The sequence below is a fragment of the Anaerobacillus sp. ABR4_321 genome (assembly GCF_056158505.1).
This window is the reverse complement of sequence record NZ_JBSWTK010000001.1, coordinates 4,044,056-4,068,626: the sequence shown is the minus strand read 5'-3', so window position 1 is coordinate 4,068,626 and position 24,571 is coordinate 4,044,056. Positions and strand designations below refer to the sequence as shown.

Here is a 24,571-nt window from a genome sequence, read left to right as displayed (position 1 = left end):
GACAAACAAAACCCTCCCTATTTAAAGGTGGGCTAACACATTAATGACCTGTTGAATCATGGTCATGCGTCTTCGCTTGCTTTGAAACGAGCTGTCGAAGTAGTTCGTTTTGTTCCTGGTCAGACGCAGTTTTTCGCTTCATGAATCCCATTGCTTTAAAGATAAAGACGATCGTTAAGATCACGATAAATAAAATGATTGCCATGTAAAGGAAACCGAATAAACCGAAAAGGATACCCATTCCTTCCATCATACCTTGGTTTTGGTTCATGATATGTCACCTCCTATAGATAGTTGTCCATCTACAAGTTTACATGATTGCAATTCATTTGTAATGCAATTGCTTTTACCTGCTATATTTCTTATAAGGGAGAGATTTACCAGAAGCTTTTCTCAAAAAACGTGTTATGATATTATTATCAGGTTGGAGAGTTCGGAATTCCCTCCTCTCGTAAAACAAAACTAGGGACCCATGAAATGTAGCATGCCTTCTCGTTGAAAGAAGGTTTTTTCATGCGTCTCCCTCTAATGAATAAAAGAAGGGAGCTTTTTTTATGTCTTTTATGATTCCTAAGAAAGTTGAATTGCTTGGAGAAGATATTCAAAAAAGCGAATTAAAATATCACAATAAGCGTGTGGCTGTCACAAAGGAATTTACGTTCGACGCAGCACACCACCTACACTGTTATGAAGGCAAGTGTAAAAGTATGCACGGTCATACGTATAAATTAGTTATTACGATTAGCGGGTATGTCAACGAAATCGGTATTTCAGTAGATTTCGGTGAGATCAAAGCATTATTTAAAGATGTGATCGATTCAAAGCTTGATCACCATTATTTAAATGAAGTTCTTCCAAACATGAATACAACAGCGGAGAACATGATCGTTTGGATTTGGGAACAGCTCGATACTGCTCTCGATAGCCGTAAAATGCGAGATAATGGCCAGCGTCTCGAAGAGCTCGTTCTGTATGAAACACCGACAAGTTACGCAACATTGAAGCGAGAATGGATGGAATCAGAATGATGAAGTGGACATTACCTGAACGATCAGAATATATGAATTGGAACCTTCCGATGGTTGAAGTGTTTGAAACAGTAGAAGGAGAAGGGACTAGGGCCGGATTTCCAACTGTTTTTGTAAGAGTGTTTCATTGTAACCTTCGCTGTACTTGGTGTGATACGCCTTATAGCTATGCACCTGATAAGGCTGAGTACACAGCTACGATTTCAGATATTATCGATCAAATCAAGCAGTATAAGAGCAGGCATATCTGTTTCACGGGCGGCGAACCGTTGATTCATCGTGAAAAGTCATATGCTCTGTTACAAGCGATGGTAGACCTTCCGCATATTGAAGATATTCACATCGAAACGAACGGTGCAATCGATCTTGCGCCATATGAACAAGTGAGAAGTGAAAATGAGGAGTGGGAAAGCAAGGTTCGCTTTGTGATGGACTATAAGCTTCCTGATTCCGGTGAGCAGCATCGTATGCTTCATGATAATTTCGCTCTGCTCGATGACCAGGATGAAATCAAGTTCGTTATTGGGTCTGACGAAGATTTCGATGTGGCGACAGAGGTTGTGGCTGAGCATCATGATAAAGGTCAGGTTCTTTATAGTCCTGTTTGGGAAACGATGCCACCGAATAAACTCGTTCAAAAGATACTCGATGCTGGACTGAGTAGAGTAAAGCTCAGCATGCAGCTTCATAAAATCATTTGGGATCCTAATAAAAGAGGTGTGTAGATTTGAGTAAAAAAGCAGTCATCGTATTGAGTGGTGGACTTGATAGTACGACCTGTATGGGAATGGCGAAGGAAAAAGGATATGAGCTTTATCCAATTACCTTCCACTATGGGCAAAAGCATAATCGTGAAGTGGAGCAGGCTAAGAAGGTGGCTGAGTACTATGAAGCACCAGACCATCGGATTGTAAACATTAGCTTTCTGAACCAAATCGGTGGGAGTGCATTAACAGATCAGTCGATCGATGTCCCAACTGACATGGATGAAGATGAGATCCCTGCAACGTATGTGCCTGCAAGGAATATGATCTTTCTTTCGCTAGCATCAGCTTATGCTGAAGTGATTGGAGCGGAGGCCATCTATATCGGGGTGTCAGCGGTCGATTATAGCGGTTATCCGGATTGTCGTCCTGAGTTTATCGAGAGTATGAATGAAACGGTAAACCTTGCAACAAAAGCAGGAGCAACTGGTAGTAACATGGTAATCGAGACGCCATTGATCGATTTAACGAAAGCTGAAACGGTTAAAGAAGGGTTAAGGTTAGATGTGCCTTATGAGTTGACCACTTCTTGTTACAACGGAGAAGAAGAAGCTTGTGGGGAATGTGATAGCTGTCGTCTTCGATTAAAAGGATTTGAAGAAGCAGGTTCAACTGATCCGATTCCTTATAAAGGGTAATAGATTAAAAGAAGCGCCTGGCTGGCGCTTCTTTTTGTTTCCCCCTTCGACAAATACCGGGCGGTGCCTGTCACTACGTAACTCCGGAAGGTCACTCCGCAGGGATTTCCCCAGTATAGGTGGAGGAAGGGCGGATGATGCTGTTGTTTTGGTTTTGTTCGTAGACATGTGCGACCCAGCCTGCACATCTTGCTGCGGTAAAGGTCGGAGTGAATAATTCTGTTGGAAGCTCGATCGAGCGCAGGATAGCAGCTGCATAGTATTCTACATTCGCATAAAGGTTTCTTCCTGGCTTATGCTCTTTTAGTAGTTCAACAGCTTTGTTCTCCACTTCATGAGCTAGCTTAAATTCCTCATCATCATAGAAATTTGAAGTGATGTCACTGAGCGCAGCAGCTCTTGGATCGCGTGTTTTATAGATTCGATGGCCGAAGCCCATTAGCTTTTCTTTATTTTCTAACTTCCTTTTTAAGACGCGATCTGCACTTCCTTCTTTCTTGATCTCTTCAAGTAAGTCGATTACTCCAGTAGGAGCACCACCATGCAATGGTCCTTTCATTGCACCGATCGCACCAGCAATTGCTGATACGAGATCACTTTCTGTTGAGGCGATAACACGGGCAGTAAAGGTTGAAGCGTTCAAACCATGTTCCATCGTTAAGACAAAATAAGCTGACAACGCCTTTACATGATTTTCATCAGGCGTTTTTCCTTTTAGCATGTACAAAAAGTTTGCAACATGCGAGAGCGAAGCATCTGGTTCAATGATCGGATCTCCTTGCAATGATCTGTAGCGATACGAAATAATCGTTGGGATGAGACCCACGATTTTGATTCCTTCTTGTTCGGTGGAAGGAAACGTGTCCGCCTTGTTACCCATGGATGAAACTACTGTTCGAATCGCAGCCATCATATCCATACTTTCAGATAGTCGGTCTAGTATGTCTTTTTGATAAGATTTGAGATATCTCGCTTCTAGAAGTTTAGTAGAAAATTCTTTAAGAGCCTTTTCACTTGGAAATGACCCATTCCACAAGAAATAAACGACTTCCTCAAACGATTTTTCTTTTGCTAAAGTGGAAGCCCACTCCCCACGATAGACGAGTTGGCCTCTTTCACCGTCAACAAGACTGATTTCTGACTCAGCAGCAACAATTCCCTTTAATCCAGCATGAACCATATCATCAACTCCAATCTATATTCTTGTTTTCAGTGTATCGTTACGCTATCATTATGACTAATAAATAATAATGGTATTATTGATAGAGAAACGTAATTGATTGGAGGGGGAAGAAATGAACCTGAACTGGCTTCGAACGTTCGTTGCTGCAGCCACCTATGAAAACTTCCGAGAAGCTTCTGAGAAGTTATATCTCGCTCAACCCACTGTAACGGTACATATTCAACAATTAGAAAAAGCGCTGAACAGTAAGCTCTTTGTGAAGAACGGGAGACGTGTGGTGCTATCTGAAGCAGGAAGACAGTTCCTACCTTATGCAAAAACAATGGTCGACCACTATAATAGCAGCCTTCAACATATGTCAGGGTGGAATCAAGGGTACGATAAGAAGATAACAATCGCTGTATCACCTTTACTAGCTGCGACCCTTTTGCCTTACGTCCTGCAGCAGTTTATGAAACAGCATCCTTCGATAGAAGTTGTGGTAAAGGTGAGTGAGTCTACTGATATTGGAGATAGTGTAGCTGATGGATCAGCTGACTTAGGGTTATCGAGGATGGCTGCCATACAGCAGCATCTCACCTCAGAAAAAATGGGTCCAGATCCAATTGTGCTCGTCGTTCCTCATGATGGTGGTGATGCCGAAACGAGCTTGCCATTAAGTCTTGAAGAGTATTGTAACCATACAACATTGCTAACGTATTCACACCCAGGGTATTGGGAAGAGCTATTGATCGAACTACGTGCAAGGTATGAAGGAATTCGGACGATGGTGGTCTCTCAGGTGCATGTAACAAAGCGTTTTATTGAAGAGGGGCTTGGATTTTCTTTTCTGCCAAGGTCTGCCGTTCAAAGAGAGCTGCTTGAAGGAAGGATGTTAGAAGTGGAAACGAGTGAAATAAAGCTTCCGACAGTGTATACGTATATGGTCTATCACCATATTTCACGAGAAGCGAGTCTATTTAAAGAGTTCCTAGAAAGATATATGCATTAAAATACCCGACCAGTTTCCTGATCGGGGTTAAACTGTCCATCGGACGTTTACATCAATACGTCGTCAATCCCCAAAGCTGCCAGCCTTTTTCAACCTGATTCGTTGCAAATAGGTGAATATGAACAGGGAAGTTCGTCGACTTCTTCGTCACAAGAACATCGACAAGGTAGCTTTGATCGGCAGTTTTTTTGCTACATGCTTTTACAGCTGGTTTATAGTAAGGAGAAGAACGATTTAGTTTTGTTGTGGACAACACCCGCCAACTTTTCGCATTTGGGTCTTGGGTCATTAGTGATGGAACGACTACCTGTAGTTTTGCCTGAAGTTCTTGGATTGAGCTCGGGTTATTCACCTTCTGAAGATTAGGGCATTCCTCTTGAAGGAGTTTAACTGGGAGAGCTGCTTCTGTTCCATTTGGTGAGATTAGGATACCCATCATTAGAAGGAGAGGTACTATCATCTTCATAATACGTAACCACCTTTCGATGTTTATATTCTCCATTTTCGGGGATTTTTATGTATAGAGATAAGAACCTACGTTCTTGCTAGAAGGAGGGATAGAATGAAGCCTTCCATTCAAAGCCGTACGTCCCGAACGATCTTGACGAAAGGGAGCGGTTTTTTAAATGGATATAGTCATACGCTGAATCCTTACGCTGGCTGTGCATTTGGTTGTTCCTATTGCTATGTGAGGAGAATGCCGATCGCTTTGTTTCGAGAGGAAGATTGGGGAGAGTGGGTGGACATTAAAGAAAATGGAGTCGCATTATTAAAGAAAGAGATTCCAAAAGCAAAGAAAAAAGGGAAAGTCTCGATCTTTATGTCCTCCTCTACAGATCCTTACCAACCGATTGAATATAAAACAGAATTAACTAGAAGCCTTCTTGAAGCTATGCTTGAAGAGACACCAGATTTTCTGTTTCTTCAAACAAGGTCACCTCTTGTGACAAGGGACATCGACCTGTTGAAAAAGCTTGGCAATCAAGTTCTCGTCAGCATCACGGTCGAGACTGATTTAGAGTCAGTAAGGAAGATTTTCGCACCTCAAGCGCCGCCGATAGGAGGGCGATTGAAGGCATTAAAAGAATTACGAGAGGCAGGTGTACCCGTTCAAGCTGCAGTCGCACCGTTATTACCATGTTCAGAGGACTTCCCGGAGAAACTGCATCGTGCTGTAAATCGAGTTACGCTCGATGATTTCTTTATGGGAGATGGAAGCGGTGGAAAAAGGACTGAACAGCTCGGAATTCGTAAATTGTTTGAAGAACACAATTTAGGGGATTGGTATGATCGGAAGACCTACCTAAAAATAAAGAATCGCTTGTTAGAGAAGTTTAGCGAAGGAAACATCTTCATTTCACAAGAAGGATTCTATCCTCCAAACTAAAAAGCATGGGGCTTGCCCCATGCTCAGTGTGTAGAGAAACTCTCGGTGTTTAGATGAAAGTAGTTGATCATTTCCATTCTAATTAATGTTGAAGGGTAGTGAGATATCTGTCTGTTAAACCATTGGACGGAACGTTCGTTTTGGATCAATTCTCATCAAGTAGGAGAGACGATCGCGGACTCCTGCGGTAGAACGGGCGGCCGAGACCGGGGTGTGGTTTTCACCTCGGGCTTGGACGTTCGTCCGCGGAAAGCATGCGATCGTCATCGACTACGGTATCGGGAGCACCGCAAATAGGTTCCTCGACAAGCTAAGCATGGGGTTTACCCCATGCTTTTATTTCTTATTTAAGCTTTTTCGCTGTGCCACTCAGAATCTTTAAATGATCGTTCTCATAACCCACTTGATAGGTCACATTGTACATAGATGTTTTTGTTTTTTGATCATCAGTCCGCTCTTGCGCTTCGATCGTTGCCGTTACTTTTACTTCTTCATTGTTTTCATTCAGCGTGCCCGCCATGTTCGATACTTCTACATCGAGGGTTCGAATATACCCGCTTCTAAATGTTTCGTAAGGCATTTCGTTTTGCCAGCGGCTGCCGAGAAGAGAGTAGGCTGTTACATAATCTTGTGTCGCGAGGCTTTCGTAAAAATACCCGATTAAGTACTGTGCATTTTCTTCAAAATCTTCGCCAGTGAGTCCTTGTGGAGTCGAGACAGACTCTTGGCTCTCGTCGTCGACAGTTACTTTTACTGGGTCGTTTGACCAGGATGTAAGCTGTTCGATCACATTCTTGATCGGAATACTGAACCCGATTGCTCCGGATTCAGTACCAGCTGAATTGATTGCGATCGCTTCACCTGTATTCGCATCAATAAGAGGACCCCCGCTATTTCCGTCTGTAATGGGAGCGGAGATTTGGTAAATGTTCTCATAACGATACGGTTCAAGAATGAACTCTCTGTCGAGACCGCTGATGATTCCAGTCGTAACGGTGTTTTGTAAGCCAAGTGGGCTTCCGAGCGCGATGATATCATCACCTACTTCAGCCATTCTTTTTTCTGCGACAGGTAAAGGTGCTGCATCTTTCAGACCAGGAACCCGTAAGACAGCTATATCGATTGTCTCACCCATACCGATTACTTGCGCTTCGAATTGTTTGGCATCGGATGTTTTTACGATGATTTTTTCAGCATCTTCAACGACATGCGCATTTGTAATCACATCACCAAGATTGTTATATAAAAAGCCAGAACCAGAAGAAGTTCCGTCTTTCAACTGAACGTTGATCTGCACAACGCTTTTCTGAGTATCATGAATGATGCTTTTTAAATCCTCACTATCTTCTTTGGAGCTTGTTGTCTCAGACTCCTCCCCTAAGGAAGAAGTGGCGTTGACAGTGGTACTGTCATAATGGTCATATAAATAATAAAAACCCACGCTGCCTCCTACTATTAAAAGTAATGAGGCAGCTAGGGAGATAATAGCAGATTTATTAATCATCTCGTTATGAAACTCCTTTCTGCTATTCTACGAACCACGTGAAGTGGTCGATTTTTACGGTGTATTCGTCTAGGTTTTTGACGTCTTTATCAATTTCATAAATTGTGAAATCAAATTTTCCTGTATCTTCAGGATAGAGTGTTTCTGGGTTTATATAGACTTCGCCCTTTCGAAAAACCTTACCTTCACTATCAAGTACTTGATAAGATGCACCGATCGATGAAACAGGAACAGTGGCTTTACTCTTAACATTGCCTGTGATTTTGAGCTCGTTATACTCGGTGACGGAAGTTTTAGCATCGACTAATTCTATGGCGTTGGTGCGGTTCATTTCTTCTTCTTTCGCTGCCGCTACCATTGCTTGCTCAATCCGTTTTTGCTGTTCTTCTTCGAATGCGTTCTTTCTCTTTTCTATAACGCTTTTTAAGTTTAATAATTTTTCGTTTTCACTATTGATCTGTAACCCATCTTCAACTGCATAGAGGGCTTTCGAAAACTGATTGTCTTTTAAATGTTTGTTCGCTTCATTCATAGAGAACTCAATGATCTGGTTACGAATTTGATTCGCTACTTCTTTCGCTTCATCAACTTCAAGCGTTTCTGCTCTAGTTAACACTGGCTTGAGGGCTTCGACCGATTTCTTTCCTTTCATATCAAACTTCAGTTCGGCTACCATGACGGTTGTTCTCGCTGAGGCGATATCATTTTGGAGATCCGTGACTAAAGGCCCTTTAAATTGGTTCAATTCTGTTTCGGCGTTGTCGACGAGTTCTAATGCATGAGAGTAGTCGTCTTTTTTGCGAGCTTTTTCAGCTGAGTTCAGCGTACTTTCAACTTCGATTGCTGTCTTCATCATGTTTTGATTGGTTTGTGCAGCGGGGAATTGATCACGCTGCGCTTTCGCTTCTTCAAATTTATTTTGCGCTTCTTTATAATTACCTTTTTCTGCTAGCTTTTCTCCTTGTTCAAATGAACGGATGGCTGCATTCGTTACAGACTCTTCATAGTAGTAATAGCTTGAGAGTGTAATACCGATTACAAAGAAAATCATAAGCGGTAACCAACGAACCAAGAAAGAACGTTTTCCCTTCGTTTGGGAGACGAGTTCTTTTCCACAGGAGAAACAAAATTGGTCGTTACTATCTCTTTTCTTTCCACAATGTGGACAATACATTCTTTATCTCCACCTGCTTTCAATCTCTTTACAATAACTATTTTGACACAAAAGCTACAGGAGGGAAATATGTTTTCAGAGGTTGTTGGTAAATTGAAATATAAAGAAATTTTAGAGAAAATATTTCCTTCAATCTTTCCACTGAATCAAAAGGCGTGTTTCTGAAACGTGATACAAAAAACAATACCTTAGTCCTGGATCTATTGATATGCTTTTGAGGGTAAACTGATCAACAGGTTCAAATGGAATGGGTTATCTTGCTCTGTTCGTGTCTATTACCATTTTGTTACTCTATTACCAGACCCCCTTTCAAATATTCCGTTACCAGGAAGACCGGCTATATGCCGGTCCTTTTTTTTGTTTTTAAGGAAACTTGCGTTGTGGATAAAAATTTGGTACACTAACTAACGGACGGTAGGTAACCGTTATTTATTTTGATGTTTACCTAACGAATGGTAGGGAGGTTGTCGATATGGCACAAGAAACTCAGAAGGTAATTAAGGAAAAAGCATTGATATTATTTGCTCAAAAAGGGTTTGAAGGAACCTCTCTCAATGATATTGCAGATGAAGTCGGAATTAAGAAACCTTCCCTTTACGCTCATTTTAAAAATAAAGAAGACTTATTTCTTGCCGTTATTAATAAAGTAACGATCGACTATAATACATTCTTTGAAGAGACGGCAAAGGAAATAGCTTCTCTAGATCCTGAGAAGCAACTTTATACGCTTTTGATAAGAAATACGGCGTATTTACAGAATCATGAATTAGGTCTGATCTTTAAACGGATGTTCTTGTTTCCACCTGAATCGTTGCGAAGTGATATTTATGACATGTTTGAAGCAACAGAGGGTGTAATGAAAGAAGTGGTTTATTCGATTCTCGGAAAAATGGATTCGAAACTTGACTGTGATCAAATATTCGATGCGTATTTATGTTTGTTAGACGGTGTGTTTGAGCAGCTCTTCTATTATTCAAAAGAAGAACATAGTAAGCGTCTTGAACATTCATGGGCATTATTTATAAATGGCATCAACTATATGAGAGTAGGTGATTGAGATGGCATGGATCTTTCTTGTAATCGGTGGATTGATGGAGGTCGGATGGGCGCTTGGTCTAAAGTATTCTGATGGATTCAGTAATCCAATCATCAGTGTATTGACAGTCGCAGGTATCGGGATCAGTTTCTTCTTTTTTGGTAAGGCCATTAAATATTTGCCGGTCGGAACAGCTTATGCCATTTTTACTGGTCTTGGAGCTGCTGGAACAACGATCGTAGGGATGGTTTATTTAAATGAAACAGTAAATCTGTTCAAAGTGTTCTTTGTAGTATTACTCATTTTTTCAATCGTTGGTTTGAAGTTAACCTCAAACCAATCTGAAGCGTAGGAGGGTTGCGAGATGGCATGGATTGCACTGTTGATAGCTGGGATAGCGGAAATTGGTGGGGTAACCAGTCTTAAGTTATCCAATGGATTTAGAAACCTCAAGGCATCTCTTATGACGATCGCCTTTGGTATGCTGAGCTTTTTTATGCTTTCCCTTTCACTTAAGGCACTGCCGGTCGGAACGGCGTATGCGATTTGGACGGGAATTGGTTCTGCTGGAAGTGTGCTGATCGGGATGTATTGGTTTAAAGAACCAAGAAATCGAATCCAACTCCTTTTGATTTCATTCATCGTTATTTCAGTAGTTGGTCTAAAAGTAACAGAGGGTTGATTTTTTCTGAAACTTTAGATAAAGTTAAAGTATTAAATGAAGGAGGTGAGGTAAGAGATGTTAAACGCTGTCGTTCGTGCGGAATTTGTTGATTATGCTAGCTGTTGCCGTGCGATTATTCATGATGGAGCTGCTAACGGGACACGTATGCCCTTTTTAGCAACTTCATAAGCACGACGATCGCGTAAGGCGCTCTTACCCTACTTCAGACGGAACTAATATAAGAGAGAGGAGCGGCGTAGTTTGCCGCTCTTTTTTATGCAAGAAGTAGCCACAGGTGAGGTGTATCCTTATCTGTGGCTTTTTTTATTATCGAAAAAGGATGGGATAATCATGATGGTTTGCACGGCACAATCGATCAGTAAAATGCTCGGTGGAAACACCGTTTTTGAAGAGATTACGTTTGAAATAAATGAAGGAGATCGGGTTGGAATCGTAGGAAGAAATGGGAGCGGTAAAACAACGTTGTTTAAACTGCTTGCTGGCGTTGAACGACCGGATGAAGGAGACATTCATTATAAGAAAGGCACTACGATCGGCTATCTAGCTCAAATACCTGAATACAAAGGTACTGCTAGAGATGTATTGAACGATGCCTTCAGCGACCTTGAAAATCTAGCTGACCGAATGAAAAAGCTCGAAGAGGAGATGGCGAAGGGAGCTAATGAAAAAGTAATAACAGAGTATGGACATGTCCTTGACGAGTATTCGAGGAGAGGTGGTTATGAAACAGATTCCAAGATGAAAACCGTAGCCAACGGTTTAGGCATCAGCCATCTACTAGATACTGCGTTCTCTCAGCTAAGCGGGGGAGAACAAACAAAGGTTTGCTTAGGATTGATCTTATTGAAAGAACCAGATCTTCTCTTACTCGATGAACCGACGAATCACCTTGATATAGACGCGGTCGAATGGTTAGAGGAGTTTTTACGAGCATACAAAGGTACTGTTCTCATCGTCTCGCATGATAGGTATTTCCTTGATGAAGTCGTTACTAAAGTGATGGATTTAGAAGACGGTGAACTAACAATATACGTCGGTTCATATAGTTATTTCGTTCAGAAAAAAGAAGAGGTGCTTCTAGCAGAATTTCAAGCTTTCCAAGAACAACAAAAGAAGATAAAGAAGATGAAAGAAGCGATAAAGCGTTTAAGAGAGTGGGCAAATCAGGCGAATCCTCCAAATGCTGCTCTTCACAAACGAGCAAGGAATATGGAACGAGCTTTAGAACGCATGGATAAGGTCAAACGTCCGATTCTAGAACGACGAAAGATGGGACTCGAATTTGACATGGCAAATCGAAGCGGGAAAGATGTGATCACGTTTGAAAATGTGACGGCTGGCTTTACTAGTAAACCACTATTAAAGAACGTTGATTGGAATATTCGCTATCCGGAAAGGGTAGCAATCGTTGGGAAAAATGGAAGTGGAAAGACAACGCTATTAAAAGTCCTACTTGGTCAGCACGAACCCGCCGATGGAAAAGTTGTACAAGGGTCCAGCTTGAAGGTTGGGTATCTCTCTCAGCACGTTTTTGAAGATCGGAAGGACGCGAGGGTGATCGACGTCTATCGCGAAACAGCGAAAGTTGCTGAAGGTGATGCACGTCATGAGCTATCCCGTTTCTTATTTTATGGATATAGCGTGTTCTCAAAACTTTCTTCTTTAAGTGGTGGAGAGAAGATGAGACTTCGTCTAGCTCAGCTGATGAGTAAAGATATCAACCTACTCGTTCTGGATGAACCAACGAACCATCTTGATATTGATTCTAGAGAAGTGCTAGAAGATGCGATCGAGCGGTTTCCTGGAACGATCATTTGCGTTTCACATGATCGCTATTTATTGAATAAGTGTTTTCCAATTACGTATTGGCTCCAAGAAGGGAAACTCTATCACTATTTAGAGTCATACAGTCAAGCAAGAGTGAAGCATATTGAGATGCTTTCTGAAAATCAGAGCGACTTGAAAGAAGGAAAAGGGTCTAAAGAGTATAAAGAGCCCGAGCAGAAAACACCTGTGAAGAAAGCAGCTACGATTGAGGAGAAAGTTGAACAAATTGAGGAAGAATTGTATAACCTCGAGGATAAGCTGCTAAGGACAAGCGATCAGAACGAACTCGGGACTCTTTATCGTGAGAAAGAAAAGATGGAAGAAAAACGAAACGAATTATACGAGTTGTTACAGGGGGAAGTAGAATGACTGAAAAGCGAACGACAGAAAGTATGATCGAACCACATACGATGGCTAGCTTAGTAGATGATTTCAGGGAGTTAGGTGTAAAAGAGGGGATGACCATTCTCGTTCATTCCTCTCTTAGTTCTCTCGGATGGGTATGCGGTGGTGCAGAAGCGGTAATACGAGCATTGGCCGATGCTGTCGGTCATGATGGCACGATCGTGATGCCCACACAATCTGCTGGAAATTCTGACCCCGCGAATTGGATGAATCCACCTGTTCCAGAATCGTGGTGGCCGATCATTAGAGAAAACATGCCTGCATTTTGTGAGGATACGACTCCAACAAGAGGAATGGGTGTTATAGCAGAATTGTTTCGAACGATGCCAGGGGTAAGGAGGAGTAACCACCCGACTTATTCCTTCGCAGCATTTGGAAAGTATCGCGACTACATCTTAGAAGAACAGCCGCTAGAAAGCGGATTTGGCGATCGGTCACCACTAGGGAAGATTTATGAGTTAAACGGTATGATCCTTTTGCTTGGAGTAGGACATGATAGCAATACTTCCCTGCACTATGCAGAGCATGCTAGACCGAATAAGCCTCTACAAACTAAAGCAGCTGCTTTATTAGAAAATGGAGAAAGGCTTTGGAAGGCATATGAGGAAATTGACTACGATTCAGATGTCTTCGAACAGATCGGGAAGGAATTCGAAAAAAGTGGGGACTTCAACTGTATGAAGGTTGGAAAGGCAACTTGTAAGTTGATCAACCAGCGAAAAATGGTCGATTTTGGACGAGAGTGGTATCGTGAACAAATCGATTAAAAGGTGTTTAAACGACTCCTCTTTACGAATAGTTGTGTCCCCACTCGGGTAGATAATAGAAAGACTGTGTTTTGAAAGGGTGGGGAGATGAAGGTAATTAACAATGTTGAACTATACCAACCAGGGAATGAAACAATCAAAGGACACCTTTTAATTGAAGATGGAAAGATTGCTAGAATTGAAGAGGGATTATATAAAGGTGATGAGAAAGATGTCATTGAAGGAGAGGGGAAAACCGTAGCTCCTTCCTTTAATGATACACATATGCACCTCCTTCGATATGGACTTATGAAGAAAGAATTGGATCTACGAGAGGTCACATCATGGAATGAAATGAAGGAAATTGTTCGAGATCGGTATACAGAAGAGAAGATGGAAGAGAACGATTGGATAATAGGACGAGGTTTGATCGATAGTCAATTCTCAGATATAGACCATCTCTTGACTGCTAAAGATCTCGAGGAATTAGAATACAAAAAGCCTATGTTCTTTCTGCATGAAGATGGTCATGAATGTATCGTGAATGAAGAAGCACTTAAAATTATTAGAAATAATGATGAACTAGAAGAAAACCATAATCGTTTTATTGAAAAAGACGAGAACGGGGAATGGACTGGACGCTTTAAAGATAGTGCTGTGCATTTCATTAAATTTCATTTTAGACAAAAAAGCGAAGAAGAAGTATATGAAGCGATTCATGATGCGGTTCCTCATTTGTTGAAACACGGGATTTCATCAGTGCATACCGACGATTTAAATTACACTGGAGCTTTCGAGCGTGTGTGGGACAGCTATAGAAGATTAGAAGATGAAGAGAAGCTGCCTGTTCAAGTTCACCTCCATCATTATGTGTACAACCTTGATGATATGAAGAAATATTTGAATAATCATAATAGGCGAACCGGAGATGGCACGGACAGGGTGCGAATGGGCGCATTTAAGATATTTTTAGATGGAACTCAGCGTCTCCATACTGCAGCTTTACGAAAGCCATATCATGATAAACCTGAAACTAGTGGTGCTTTAATTTATTCACAGGAAGAACTTAACGAAATGGTCCAAACTGCAGACGATCATGAGATGCAAGTGACGATGCATGCGATCGGAGACCGTACAGTAGAGCAAGCGCTCAAGGCTATTGAGAAAGTTGGCACTTCCAAAATGCGTCATAGGATCATACATGCCCAAATTCTTGCGCCTGATTTACTAGAACGGTTAAAGAAAGTAAAGCCATACCTTGAAACTCAGCCAGGGTTTATGATGGGTGAATATAATCAAACGGCTGATTGGGTTGGGAAAGAACAAGAAAAGTATTGTAATCCATGGAAAACAGTTAGTGAAATGGGCATCCCTTTTACCGGAAGCTCTGATTGTCCTATTGGTGAATTAAATCCATTCGTTCACATTTATGCGGCAGTTATGAGACAAGACGAGGATGGAAATCCGAAAGGCGGCTGGATTCCAAAAGAGCGGCTATCGGTAAGTGAAATCTATAAAGCCTATTCAGCTACAGGTGCAGAATTAGAATTTCAAGAAGAGTGGAAAGGCAAATTGGAGAAAGGGTTTACTGCGGATTTTGTTCTCTTATCAGATCATCCAGAAGGAATATCATCTCATAAACTGAAGGAAGTCAACGTCTTGCAAACTTGGATTAAGGGAGAAAGGGTATATTAGTGAAAGATAAGAAGGATCTCATTTGAGAATCCTTCTTTTTCTTGATTATTTTGCAGGAGATGGCAAGTCGAAGAAGAAAGTAATGTATAAGTTTTCTCCTTCAAAAGTCCTGAAAAATATAAATGTTTAACGGGAGGCCCTATGACTAGAGTGAATTACTATCCTACCGAACATGATGCTCAGCGACCTCCTCAATCAAATTCTAAACCGAAGAAAGAAATGAGTGCACTTAGAGATTTAATCGATTACTATAACAAGTCTTCATCAGCAATCGTAATACAAAAGGATTGGAAATGGGTGTATTTAAATGCCTCCGCTTTAAAACTACTAGGTTACTATACTCTCTCTGAACTCGAAGGGCGATCGATATGGGAAACAATCGATGAATCTCAAAGGACAGCAGTAACGAGTAGAATTCACTCGTTACAAAATGGTACGAACCCGGGACCTTCGACTCAGAAGTGGATAAAGCAAGATGGGTCTTACGTATATTTGAAAGTAATGGGCATTCCTGTAGCGAATGAACTCGGACAGTCTGTCGCTTTAATCGAGGAAAATGGAAGCAAAGAAAAGCTGATCGAGGAAACGCTGTACAACTACAAGCTTATTACGGAAAATATGAGTGATATTGTGAGCTTAATCGATCGAGACGGTAACTTCTTGTATGTTTCGCCTTCTTATCGGGACTATTCAAGGGATGGAATCGAGAATGAAATTGGTACTAGCTCATTTAAATACGTGCACCCTGAAGATTTAACTGCTGCAAAAGAGGCATTTGATCGTCTCCTAAAATACAAAAAGCCGATATCCGTGGACTATAGACTCTTGCGCATCGATGGTGACTATCGCTGGTTTGAATCAAGAGCTATCTGCGTTCAAAACGAAGAGCGCTATCACTATATCGTAATTTCAAGAGATATAACAAAGCAGAAAAATGCAGAACAGAAGCTAAGTGTGAGTGAACAAAAGCACCGCATGATCGTAGAACATAGTAGTGATATCATCTGTATGGTTAATTTTGAAGGTGTGATTGTCTATGCATCACCCTCGTACCTAACTGTACTGAATTATCTGCCGGAAGATGTGGTGGGGGAAGATGTTCTATCCCACGTTCACCCTGATGACTACGAGATGTGCATGAACGCACTTACGAAGCTCCGTAACTTTAAAGAGCCTGTAACCGTAACGTATCGAAAACTTCATGCCTCAGGTGAAGTGCTAACCTTTGAAGGAAAGGCAATGCCTGTTATTGGAGAGTGTGGTGAAGTGAATCGGTATGTCATTATTTCAAGAGATATTACGGAAAAGATAAAGATCGATCAATACAAGAAGAATATCGAGAAATTATCAGTTGTAGGAGAATTGGCAGCTGGTTTTGCACATGAAATCCGAACGCCATTAACATCGATCAAAGGATTTCTTGACTTACTTTCAATCGATAAAGATGAGAAAGAAAAAAAGTTTCACCGGATTATCAATAACGAGCTCAGTAAGCTAGAAGAAGTCGTAAACGGATTTATCTCTCTTGGTAAGCCTGAAGCGATCAATACATTTGAGGTTAGTCTCAAAATGGTGATGGAGAATGCGATATTAGAAGCTCAAGCAGAAGCAAATGAAAAAAACATTAAAATAAAGAATATGATGAAGAAGCCGGTCTTTACAATCTGTCGTGGTGATCAAATAAAACAAGTATTTTTCAATGTCATAAAAAACGCAATCGATGCAATCGAGCATGATGAAGGGAAGATTGTTATTTCAATCGATCAATACCACGATGAAATAGCGATTGTGATTCGTGATAATGGTAAGGGAATCGCTCAAGAGCGTATCCCCCATATAGGTACTCCTTTCTATACGAATAAAGAAAAAGGAGTAGGACTTGGAATGACAGTTAGTAATAAAATCATTTCGGAACACTTTGGAGAGATCAAGATAGAGAGTGAAAAAAACGTAGGAACATGTGTGACAATCTTGTTGCCCATCGTTCACAAAAATACTGAAACCCGTTAGGACTCTAACGGGTTTTTTCTTGTAACGGAGAAAGATATGACGCAAAAGTAAAGATTAGTAGTTTGTTAGGGTGAGTTTCCTACTGTGTGACTAGCTCATCTAGTTCAGTAGTGGAGCATACTCGATTTCGACCTTTACGTTTTGCAGTATACAACGCTTGATCTGCTTTACTATATAGTTGATCACCTATTGAAACCGTATCTGGGTAAGTCGCAACCCCTACAGACGCCGTAATATAGATCGTGTCCATTTGAGTAGCTTTAAAAGGCTGTGCCTCAATAGAAGTTCGAACATGTTCGGCAATTCGTAATGCATCTTGATGATCTGTGTTCTTCAGTAGGATGGTGAATTCCTCGCCGCCGTTTCTAGATACTGTATCTTCTGTTCCTACAGTTTGGCGAAGCGTTACGCCGAATTGTTGTAATACGGCATCACCTGCAGCATGCCCATAGGTGTCGTTTACTTGTTTGAAATAATCTATATCGATGATTAAGAGCGATAAGGGCTTTCTTTTTGTATTGCTTTCTTTGATAGCACTATTCATTGCTTCGTCAAAGCTTCTCACATTATTTAAACCAGTCAGAGGATCTATTGTAGAGCTCAGCTGGTATTGTTTGAAAAGGTGGTTGATCCGTCGTAAATATTCTGATGTATAGATCGCCATCATTCCACAAACGAAAGATGTAATCCAAAAGAGTAAATTGATTTTGTTAAGTGGATCTATTTTCAGCAACAAGGATGTGATAATTGTGAACATAACATTGGAGTATAGGAGCATGAAGAATACTTTGATCCTTGTCTCAATCTTCCATTTTCTGAACAATAAGTATCCAATATATAATGAAATGAAGAGAATAAGAGAAGCATAAGAAGAAACTGTAACTCCGAATGAAAATCGTACGAGTTGGATGATGATCAAGGCGACTCCGCCTGGTAAGTAGCCTCCATAAAGCGTCACCAAGAGAAAGGGCACGTGTCTCATATCGATGATGGTATTGGAACCGACTTCAATCCCAAAAACCATAAGTATACTGCCAGTTATCCCGGCAAAAAATCCACTGATTATTTTTCGTTTAGTGGAAGAGGTATGGGTGAGGTTCTCGTCTTTATAGTGCTGATAATAGATAAATAAAAGTGCGAGCATTATCATCATATTACCGAAGTAATCCTGAACCAATTGCATGTGTAACCACCTCAATATGTAGATACTAATAGTTTACCATGTTAATCAAATGATGGGAAAATCTTCTTGTCATTCGAAGTACTTTTTCTTACGAACTTACTATTTCGTGAAAGTTTGATATGATAGCAGTTACTCGTGATGAAAGGTAGGGAAACGTAATGCCTTGGATTAAACCAGCAAAACAATCTGAACTAAAGGAAATGGCAATTTATGAAGAGTTAGAAAAACCTGTTCCTGTATTCAATCGTCTTATTGCGAAAAGCCCCGAGATCTTTTCGACATTTATGCCGCTCGCGAAAGCAATAAAGAACGGTGTGTTGAATGACTTCGAAACGGAGGCGGTGGTTGTATACGTCTCAAAACTGAATGGGTGTCACTATTGCTTTGAAGGACATAGTGAGTTGTTAAAGGATATTAGTGAAAATGATAACATTGTAGAAGAGTTGACGTCATACCGTACTTCAGACGCTATTCCAGAACATGTGAAAGATATCTTGAACTATGCTGAAAAGCTAGTGTCGAGCCCTAGTGAATTACAAAAGGAAGACTTGGACAAGTTACGTGAACATGGCTACTCGGAACAGAATATCGTAGAGATTAACCAGCTGATCGCTTATACATCTTACACGAATCAAACGTCGATCGGACTTGGGTTATAAGAAAGAAAACGCTCAGGTAATAAAACCTGAGCGTTCATGAGGGAAGGAGTAGCCTATGTCATAATTCGGTGCTTCCGATTCCGTAGTCGATGACGATCGCATGCTTCCGCGGACGAACGTCCAAGCCCGAGGTGAAACCCACACCCCGGTATCGGCCGCCCGTTCTACCGCAGGAGTCCGCGATCGTCTCTCCTACTTGAAGAGTATGAATCCCAAACGAACTCTCCGTCCTAAATATAGAATTACTGACCTTCCTTTTATCCATTAACGACTGAGGATTTTACAAGCTTATGCTCAGGTTAAAAAAACCTGAGCGTTTTAGTTGGCACATCTTATAGGATGATGTTACATTTATTCTGTACCAACCGGTTGGTTTTGAAAATTGAATATGTCAGCCTTCCTCTCATTGAGCAGGTGGTGCATGTCTCTTAGGTTATAGCCTATGGTAAAATGACACCAACTAGTGGGTTTTACTAACGATTAGAAGGTGATATCTATGACAAAAAGAGATGAAATCATTAACGCGACTGCTCGACTGATCCATTCAAAGGGATATGAAAGTACGAGCCTTAAAGATATTCTATCCGAATCAGGAATTGGAAAAGGTCAGTTTTATCATTACTTTTCATCAAAAAGGGATCTTGGAATCGCAGTTGTTGATCACTTTGTTGAAACATGGAATCAACATTTGATAGAGGACATTCTTAGAACGGATCAGAGCGGTCGAGAAAAGCTCGATACGATGCTTCATTGGGCTGTGCAATACCATGAAACTCAGGCGAACATCCATGGTTGTCCGTTTGGAAATCTTGCTCTTGAGATGAGCGAACATGATGAAGTGTTTCGAGAAAAGGTGAATGGACTTCTTCATTCGTGGATTGAAAACCTTGAAGAAGCATTGAGAGAGTTCGTCGACGGAGATCCTAAGAAACATGCTCAAACCATTGTAGCTCAGTTAGAAGGCGGCATACTTTTAATGAAAAGTTATCAGGATGTGTCTATCCTGAAAAATATTGCAGACACGATACGTGTTCACTATCTAAATGAAAAGGAGTTTTACACATGATCGAAAAAATTACAGCAGTATCTAAAGGAATGAATACAGAAGGTCTTTCTCACGGTCATAAGATCGTTATCGACGAGCCAGCAAACATGGGTGGTACTGACGAAGGTGCAAACCCACTTGCGACACTACTTGCATCATTAGCTGGTTGTGAAAATGCGATCGCAAACTTCGTAGCGAAGGAAATCGACTTCGACCTTCAAGGAATTGAATTCGCGATCAATGGTGAACTAGATCCAAAAGGAATGATGGGAGCAGAAGGCGTTCGCCCTTATTTCCAAAAGATCAACGTTGATGCAAAAGTAAAAACATCTGAAAGCGAAGAGCGCGTTCAAGAACTTCAGCGTATCGTAGATTCTCGTTGCCCTGTTTACACGACTCTTGAAGCTGCTGATGTTGAAATGACTGCTAACTGGACAAAAGCATAAGCATAGAAAAAGCGTACATCCCTTAACGGGATGTACGCTTTCTTTATTAGTTCTTGTAATAATCGATTACACCTTGATAGATACCTTCTGCTAGTTTCTCTCTGTAGGATTGCGTTAAGAGGAGCTTATATTCCTCATTATTCGATAGGAATCCAACCTCTACAAGAACAGCAGCCATCGTTGATTCACGAATAACAGAAAAGCTTGCGTGTTTCACACCTCGATCTCTCGCGTTCGTTACTTCGATCAAACGCTTTTGGATGCTTGCTGCAAGTGCTTTACTTTCTTCTGAGCTATATTTGCTGTACCAATATGTCTCGATCCCATGAGCTGCTTCAGGACCTGCGTTTGTATGAACACTTATGAAAGAGTCAGCATCGATATGGTTTGCCATATCTGAGCGATCCTCAAGTTCAAGAAACGTATCGTCTTTTCTCGTCATCACAACGTTTGCTCCAGCTTGTTTTAACTTTTTCTCTAAGAACGTGGAGACATCAAGATTGATATCCTTTTCTAAAAGGTTCCCTCTGCTTGCACCTGGATCATGATCACCGTGTCCTGGGTCAACAACAATCGTAAGGCCATTCAATACATCACTCGTCTTCATAAGAAGGTAAGCTCCATGAACGTAAGCAAATTGACCATTGTACTTAATCTTCACCCAGTCTCCTTCAAATCCATAGATCGTCACTTCAGAATGCTCTAGAAGAGCTCCGATTTTCGTACCAGAAAGGGTTGGAGCAGTTCTAACGTTTAGGCTTGAAGCCGTTACGACAGCAGTACCTAATGCAACTTCTTCAGTAGTTTGCTTGCTTTCGTAAGAATCGACTACTTTAGATGGAAGTGCTCCTTCCCCACCTAGAACTTTTATTGATTTAGCATTATCTTTCAAATATGACTTTACATCTGTAACAACACTAGAGTGGTGAGACAACACGATCGGTGCATCTAGTTTTTGTGATAGTCCAGCTGCTGCAACTGCATCCGGATAGTCTTCTTTATCATTCTGTGTAGACGTTCCTCTTACAACAATGAAAGAAGAGCTAGATTTAAAGAATGCTTGATTAATAGCTAGGTTTGTTTGAAAACGATCGTCTCCAGACAAACGAGTCACACTTTTACCCTGCTGTTCTAATGATGTTTTGACAGATTGAGATAGTACAGAGTCTCCACCGATTAAATAAACATATTTTACGTTAGATGGAAGAGACGGTGCTTTTGTTTTTGATGTTAAGTAAATCGGGTAATGTTTGATTGCAGCTACACTAGACGCCGATAAAGAGTCAGCGACAGTTTGCCCGTTTACAACGATCGCTGTGTTAGACTTGTCGAGTCCAGCTGCTTTGTTGATGGCTTCAGCAGTAGTATAGCGATCCGATCCTTCTAAACGAACGACTGAATAATGTTTCTTCAATTCATTCTCTACTCCAGAACTAATAGCGCCTGTTCCACCTAAAATATACACTTTCTTTGCATTGAGACGATCCATCTCTTTTTTTACACGATCGTCAAGTTTTGTTGAATGTGTTAGTAGGATTGGAGCTTGCTTTACTCCTACTAACCCTGAGCTTGCTAGTGCATCGTAAGGCATATCCGCTCTTGTAAGAATAACTGCTTTTTCGGATGTTGCGAGTTGACTTGGCCAAGACTCTTTGGATACTTCGATTGCTGTACTGATACGGTCTACTCCACTAATACGATCTACGTTACTATTAGCAGAAGTTTCGCTTGGTAGAGTAAAGCCGAATAGCAGTGCGATGACTCCTAGAAACAGAATGATACGCTTTTGCAACATAATTCCCCCTATTTTTGTTCCTTTTACCTCAGTGACGATAGATATGTAAAAAAACGATCCCCCTTTATCTATAAACGCTATCGATGACTTGCATAATGTATATATCGGTGGGGAATTTAAGGGTTTTTAGTAGACCATTGTACTAATTACAGGTTTTATATCGAATTTTGTTTTTAGTAAAAAGGATTTGAAGTGTTGACTAAATATTCCTAATTCTTTAAACTGAGTTCAACACATAACGGAAGGAATGGTTAAGGAGCAATGAAAAACTAATCTTATTATTCTAGATCAACTTTCAAATACTGAAATTGAGATTCTGGAGAATAAGATTAGTCTGTCCTTTTTTACCATTCGTTGAGCATGCTTATTTGGCTATGCTCAGCCTTCTTTGGGAACAGGTCTGACGTATCTCTCCAGAATTGGGGAGTTTTTTTAATTCCCTAAGAAAATAGGGAGGCGTTATGATGACGAATATGATTTCGGTAAGAAATTTAACTAAAGCGTTTGAGGAAAAAATATTGTTCGAAAATGTGAACCTTACTATAGAGCATGGCGAGAGAATCGGGATCGTCGGAGCGAACGGAGCTGGAAAGACGTCGCTTGCCAATATCCTGACTGGGTATTCTAAGCAGGACGATGGGGCAGTCGATGTGAGAGGTTCGGTTGGCTATTTGCAGCAATCGACTGAAATGGAGGCTTCCAATGCCTCCTCGATAAATGGTGAATTCCTAAAACGGACGAAAGAGCTCGGTATGGTCAGGGAGTATTCAGGAAGTGAAACTCACTTGAGCGGAGGTGAGAAGCTAAAGATCTCACTTGCGAAAATATGGGCAGCCAATCCTGATATCCTCCTGTTGGATGAACCGACAAATCACCTTGACCTAAAAGGAGTGGAATGGCTGATCAATGAGCTTTCTTCTTTTAAAGGAGCGGTATTGATCATCTCACACGACCGTTACTTTCTAGATAGAACCGTAAATAGGGTTATCGAAATAGAAGATCGGCAGGTTCATGAGTATGTAGGAAATTATTCCGACTATCGTGCTGAGAAGAAACGGAGATATGATGAGAAGCTTCATCATTACCACGTTCAAGAAAGTGAACGAAAACGAATTGAAAAGCATCTGGCCTCTTTAGAGAATTGGTCAGAAAAAGCTCATAATGATTCAACAAAACAAGAAGGTAAGAAAGAGTATTATCGTATGAAGGCGAAAAAAATGGATAAGCAGGTGAAGTCTACTCGTAAGCAGCTTCAAAAGAAACTCGATGAAAGTGGGATCGAGCGACCGAAAGATGAGCAGAAAGTGCGTTTTCAATTCCAAGAAAGCACGGGTCACGGTAAGAGAATAATTGAAGCGAGCGATATAGCAGTCCGGTTTAACGATCGTACGCTTTTCGACAAAACCTCTTTTTATATAAAAAAAGGGGAAAGAGTCGGGATCGTAGGTGATAACGGATGTGGAAAAACAACGTTATTACGTCTTTTTGTAGAAGAAAAAGAATGTTCAGAAGGGGAGGTATGGCGAAGTCCTTCGTTATCGATCGGCTATCTTTCTCAAGATGTACATGACCTGCCTGAAGACAAGGATGCGATCGAAGCTCTTGGTTATATAACGAGAGACGACATTTATCAAGCGAAAACGATACTAGCAACGATGGGACTTGAGCGAACGAGGCAAACGATTCCCATACGAATGTTGAGTCTCGGTGAGCGAACGAAAATTAAGCTAACCGGTATACTTATGAACAAACATGATGTGTTAGTCTTGGATGAACCGACAAATCATTTGGATTTGCCTTCTAGAGAACAATTGGAGGAAACGTTGATGGAATTTGGTGGAACCGTGATCGTTGTATCACATGATCGCTATTTCATGGATAAAATGTGCGATCGTCTACTCGTCCATGAGGAGAACAGGTTTCATCGAGTTGAAATGGGGCTATCAGAATATGAAACAAAGAAAAAAAGCACGACTGATCCTACGAGTGAGGAGCAGAAAATGCTTTTAGAAAATAGCATATCAGCTATTATTAGTGAGATTAGTTTACTGCTTCCAGGTGATCCTAAAATAAAGGAGCTGGATGCTGAGTTATCAAAGTTGATGAAGAAAAAACGAGAGAGTTAGACATCCTCAACAGCAAAGAACTTATCAATTGAGTAGAGGTCTGCTTTGGGATTGTCGCGGAGAAGCAGGAAGCCTTCCCGGTGAGCTTCTTCAAAATTATCGTATTCATCTTCAGATCGATAGATCTCTTTACGGTTTTCGTTATACAACGTAATAGAGTAATATTCTTTTATTTCCATCTTCCTCATCTCCTTCCTATTGGTTATTACTAGTTTTATTCAAATCTAGTAAAGTTTATACTAAT

General features: G+C 40.9%; 25 protein-coding genes. 17 read left to right on the top strand and 8 right to left on the bottom strand.

Annotated features, from left to right (window positions below; all coding sequences use genetic code 11):
* Nucleotides 1–40: 40 nt before the first annotated feature.
* Nucleotides 41–271 carry a hypothetical protein gene (locus tag ACXADT_RS21365; protein WP_270180656.1) on the bottom strand — a complete coding sequence of 77 codons (231 nt, stop codon included), beginning with the start codon at nt 269–271 and terminating at the stop codon, nt 41–43.
* A 283-nt stretch (nt 272–554) separates the two neighbouring features.
* Here ACXADT_RS21365 and queD point away from each other — a divergent pair, with 283 nt between their 5' ends.
* From queD to queC, 3 genes are read left to right on the top strand one after another with little or no spacing between them, the layout of a single operon-like run.
* Complete coding sequence (gene queD, locus ACXADT_RS21360) at nt 555–1,028, top strand: 6-carboxytetrahydropterin synthase QueD (protein ID WP_474832805.1); 474 nt, start codon at nt 555–557, stop codon at nt 1,026–1,028.
* The gene (locus tag ACXADT_RS21355; RefSeq protein WP_474832803.1) at nt 1,025–1,753 is read left to right on the top strand and encodes a 7-carboxy-7-deazaguanine synthase QueE; all 729 of its coding nucleotides are present in this window, start codon (nt 1,025–1,027) and stop codon (nt 1,751–1,753) included. The genes queD and ACXADT_RS21355 overlap by 4 nt, the downstream gene beginning before the upstream one ends.
* A gap of 2 nt (nt 1,754–1,755) precedes the next feature.
* Nucleotides 1,756–2,430: a 7-cyano-7-deazaguanine synthase QueC gene (gene queC / locus ACXADT_RS21350; protein ID WP_270180659.1), complete on the top strand. Its 675-nt coding sequence runs from the start codon at nt 1,756–1,758 to the stop codon at nt 2,428–2,430.
* 91 nt (nt 2,431–2,521) lie between these two features.
* Here queC and ACXADT_RS21345 read toward each other — a convergent pair whose 3' ends face one another.
* Entirely contained in the window at nt 2,522–3,610 is a 1,089-nt protein-coding gene (locus ACXADT_RS21345) for a citrate synthase (protein WP_474832801.1), read from the bottom strand.
* A 115-nt stretch (nt 3,611–3,725) separates the two neighbouring features.
* Between ACXADT_RS21345 and ACXADT_RS21340 the strand changes: the two genes are divergently transcribed.
* Nucleotides 3,726–4,604, top strand: a complete 879-nt coding sequence (locus ACXADT_RS21340) for a LysR family transcriptional regulator (protein WP_270180661.1) — start codon at nt 3,726–3,728, stop codon at nt 4,602–4,604.
* Nucleotides 4,605–4,656: 52 nt separating this feature from the next.
* Here the strand turns inward: ACXADT_RS21340 and ACXADT_RS21335 are convergent, their stop codons facing one another.
* On the bottom strand, nt 4,657–5,070 hold the full coding sequence (locus ACXADT_RS21335) for a hypothetical protein (protein ID WP_474814005.1): 414 nt from the start codon (nt 5,068–5,070) through the stop codon (nt 4,657–4,659).
* A gap of 96 nt (nt 5,071–5,166) precedes the next feature.
* On the opposite strand from ACXADT_RS21335, the gene ACXADT_RS21330 reads away from it, so the two are divergent.
* Nucleotides 5,167–5,991 (top strand): SPL family radical SAM protein, encoded by an 825-nt coding sequence (locus tag ACXADT_RS21330; protein WP_474814003.1) that lies wholly within the window; start codon nt 5,167–5,169, stop codon nt 5,989–5,991.
* Between the two features lie 343 nt (nt 5,992–6,334).
* Here ACXADT_RS21330 and ACXADT_RS21325 read toward each other — a convergent pair whose 3' ends face one another.
* Together ACXADT_RS21325 and ACXADT_RS21320 are read right to left on the bottom strand one after the other, a co-directional pair.
* The gene (locus ACXADT_RS21325; RefSeq protein WP_474832800.1) at nt 6,335–7,495 is read right to left on the bottom strand and encodes a S1C family serine protease; all 1,161 of its coding nucleotides are present in this window, start codon (nt 7,493–7,495) and stop codon (nt 6,335–6,337) included.
* A 22-nt stretch (nt 7,496–7,517) separates the two neighbouring features.
* Nucleotides 7,518–8,669, bottom strand: a complete 1,152-nt coding sequence (locus tag ACXADT_RS21320; RefSeq protein WP_474832798.1) for a zinc ribbon domain-containing protein — start codon at nt 8,667–8,669, stop codon at nt 7,518–7,520.
* A 472-nt stretch (nt 8,670–9,141) separates the two neighbouring features.
* Here ACXADT_RS21320 and ACXADT_RS21315 point away from each other — a divergent pair, with 472 nt between their 5' ends.
* From ACXADT_RS21315 to ACXADT_RS21280, 8 genes are all read left to right on the top strand, one after another.
* The gene (locus ACXADT_RS21315; RefSeq protein ID WP_474813998.1) at nt 9,142–9,726 is read left to right on the top strand and encodes a TetR/AcrR family transcriptional regulator; all 585 of its coding nucleotides are present in this window, start codon (nt 9,142–9,144) and stop codon (nt 9,724–9,726) included.
* Between the two features lies 1 nt (nt 9,727).
* Nucleotides 9,728–10,057: a DMT family transporter gene (locus tag ACXADT_RS21310; RefSeq protein ID WP_474813996.1), complete on the top strand. Its 330-nt coding sequence runs from the start codon at nt 9,728–9,730 to the stop codon at nt 10,055–10,057.
* Between the two features lie 12 nt (nt 10,058–10,069).
* On the top strand, nt 10,070–10,387 hold the full coding sequence (locus ACXADT_RS21305; protein ID WP_270180668.1) for a DMT family transporter: 318 nt from the start codon (nt 10,070–10,072) through the stop codon (nt 10,385–10,387).
* Nucleotides 10,388–10,444: 57 nt separating this feature from the next.
* Nucleotides 10,445–10,558 (top strand): RAxF-45 family protein, encoded by a 114-nt coding sequence (locus ACXADT_RS21300; protein WP_474832797.1) that lies wholly within the window; start codon nt 10,445–10,447, stop codon nt 10,556–10,558.
* 162 nt (nt 10,559–10,720) lie between these two features.
* Nucleotides 10,721–12,586 (top strand): ribosomal protection-like ABC-F family protein, encoded by a 1,866-nt coding sequence (gene abc-f, locus ACXADT_RS21295; protein ID WP_474832795.1) that lies wholly within the window; start codon nt 10,721–10,723, stop codon nt 12,584–12,586.
* Nucleotides 12,583–13,389, top strand: coding sequence for an AAC(3) family N-acetyltransferase (locus tag ACXADT_RS21290; RefSeq protein WP_474832794.1), 807 nt, complete (start codon nt 12,583–12,585; stop codon nt 13,387–13,389). Before abc-f (ACXADT_RS21295) ends, ACXADT_RS21290 begins: the two co-directional genes overlap by 4 nt.
* A gap of 87 nt (nt 13,390–13,476) precedes the next feature.
* Nucleotides 13,477–15,063 carry an amidohydrolase gene (locus ACXADT_RS21285; RefSeq protein WP_474832792.1) on the top strand — a complete coding sequence of 529 codons (1,587 nt, stop codon included), beginning with the start codon at nt 13,477–13,479 and terminating at the stop codon, nt 15,061–15,063.
* Nucleotides 15,064–15,204: 141 nt separating this feature from the next.
* Entirely contained in the window at nt 15,205–17,073 is a 1,869-nt protein-coding gene (locus tag ACXADT_RS21280) for a PAS domain S-box protein (protein ID WP_474832791.1), read from the top strand.
* A gap of 79 nt (nt 17,074–17,152) precedes the next feature.
* Here ACXADT_RS21280 and ACXADT_RS21275 read toward each other — a convergent pair whose 3' ends face one another.
* The gene (locus tag ACXADT_RS21275; RefSeq protein ID WP_474832789.1) at nt 17,153–18,256 is read right to left on the bottom strand and encodes a diguanylate cyclase; all 1,104 of its coding nucleotides are present in this window, start codon (nt 18,254–18,256) and stop codon (nt 17,153–17,155) included.
* Nucleotides 18,257–18,414: 158 nt separating this feature from the next.
* Between ACXADT_RS21275 and ACXADT_RS21270 the strand changes: the two genes are divergently transcribed.
* From ACXADT_RS21270 to ACXADT_RS21260, 3 genes are all read left to right on the top strand, one after another.
* The gene (locus tag ACXADT_RS21270) at nt 18,415–18,915 is read left to right on the top strand and encodes a carboxymuconolactone decarboxylase family protein (RefSeq protein ID WP_474832788.1); all 501 of its coding nucleotides are present in this window, start codon (nt 18,415–18,417) and stop codon (nt 18,913–18,915) included.
* Between the two features lie 496 nt (nt 18,916–19,411).
* Entirely contained in the window at nt 19,412–19,981 is a 570-nt protein-coding gene (locus ACXADT_RS21265) for a TetR/AcrR family transcriptional regulator (protein WP_270180676.1), read from the top strand.
* On the top strand, nt 19,978–20,406 hold the full coding sequence (locus ACXADT_RS21260; protein WP_270180677.1) for an OsmC family protein: 429 nt from the start codon (nt 19,978–19,980) through the stop codon (nt 20,404–20,406). Before ACXADT_RS21265 ends, ACXADT_RS21260 begins: the two co-directional genes overlap by 4 nt.
* Nucleotides 20,407–20,452: 46 nt before the next feature.
* Here ACXADT_RS21260 and ACXADT_RS21255 read toward each other — a convergent pair whose 3' ends face one another.
* A complete protein-coding gene (locus tag ACXADT_RS21255; RefSeq protein WP_474832787.1) occupies nt 20,453–22,198 on the bottom strand; it encodes an N-acetylmuramoyl-L-alanine amidase in 1,746 nt (581 codons plus the stop codon).
* Between the two features lie 467 nt (nt 22,199–22,665).
* Here ACXADT_RS21255 and abc-f (ACXADT_RS21250) point away from each other — a divergent pair, with 467 nt between their 5' ends.
* A complete protein-coding gene (gene abc-f / locus ACXADT_RS21250; protein ID WP_474832785.1) occupies nt 22,666–24,327 on the top strand; it encodes a ribosomal protection-like ABC-F family protein in 1,662 nt (553 codons plus the stop codon).
* Here the strand turns inward: abc-f (ACXADT_RS21250) and ACXADT_RS21245 are convergent.
* Nucleotides 24,324–24,506, bottom strand: a complete 183-nt coding sequence (locus ACXADT_RS21245; RefSeq protein WP_270180680.1) for a hypothetical protein — start codon at nt 24,504–24,506, stop codon at nt 24,324–24,326. The genes abc-f (ACXADT_RS21250) and ACXADT_RS21245 overlap by 4 nt on opposite strands.
* Between the last annotated feature and the right edge of the window lie 65 nt (nt 24,507–24,571).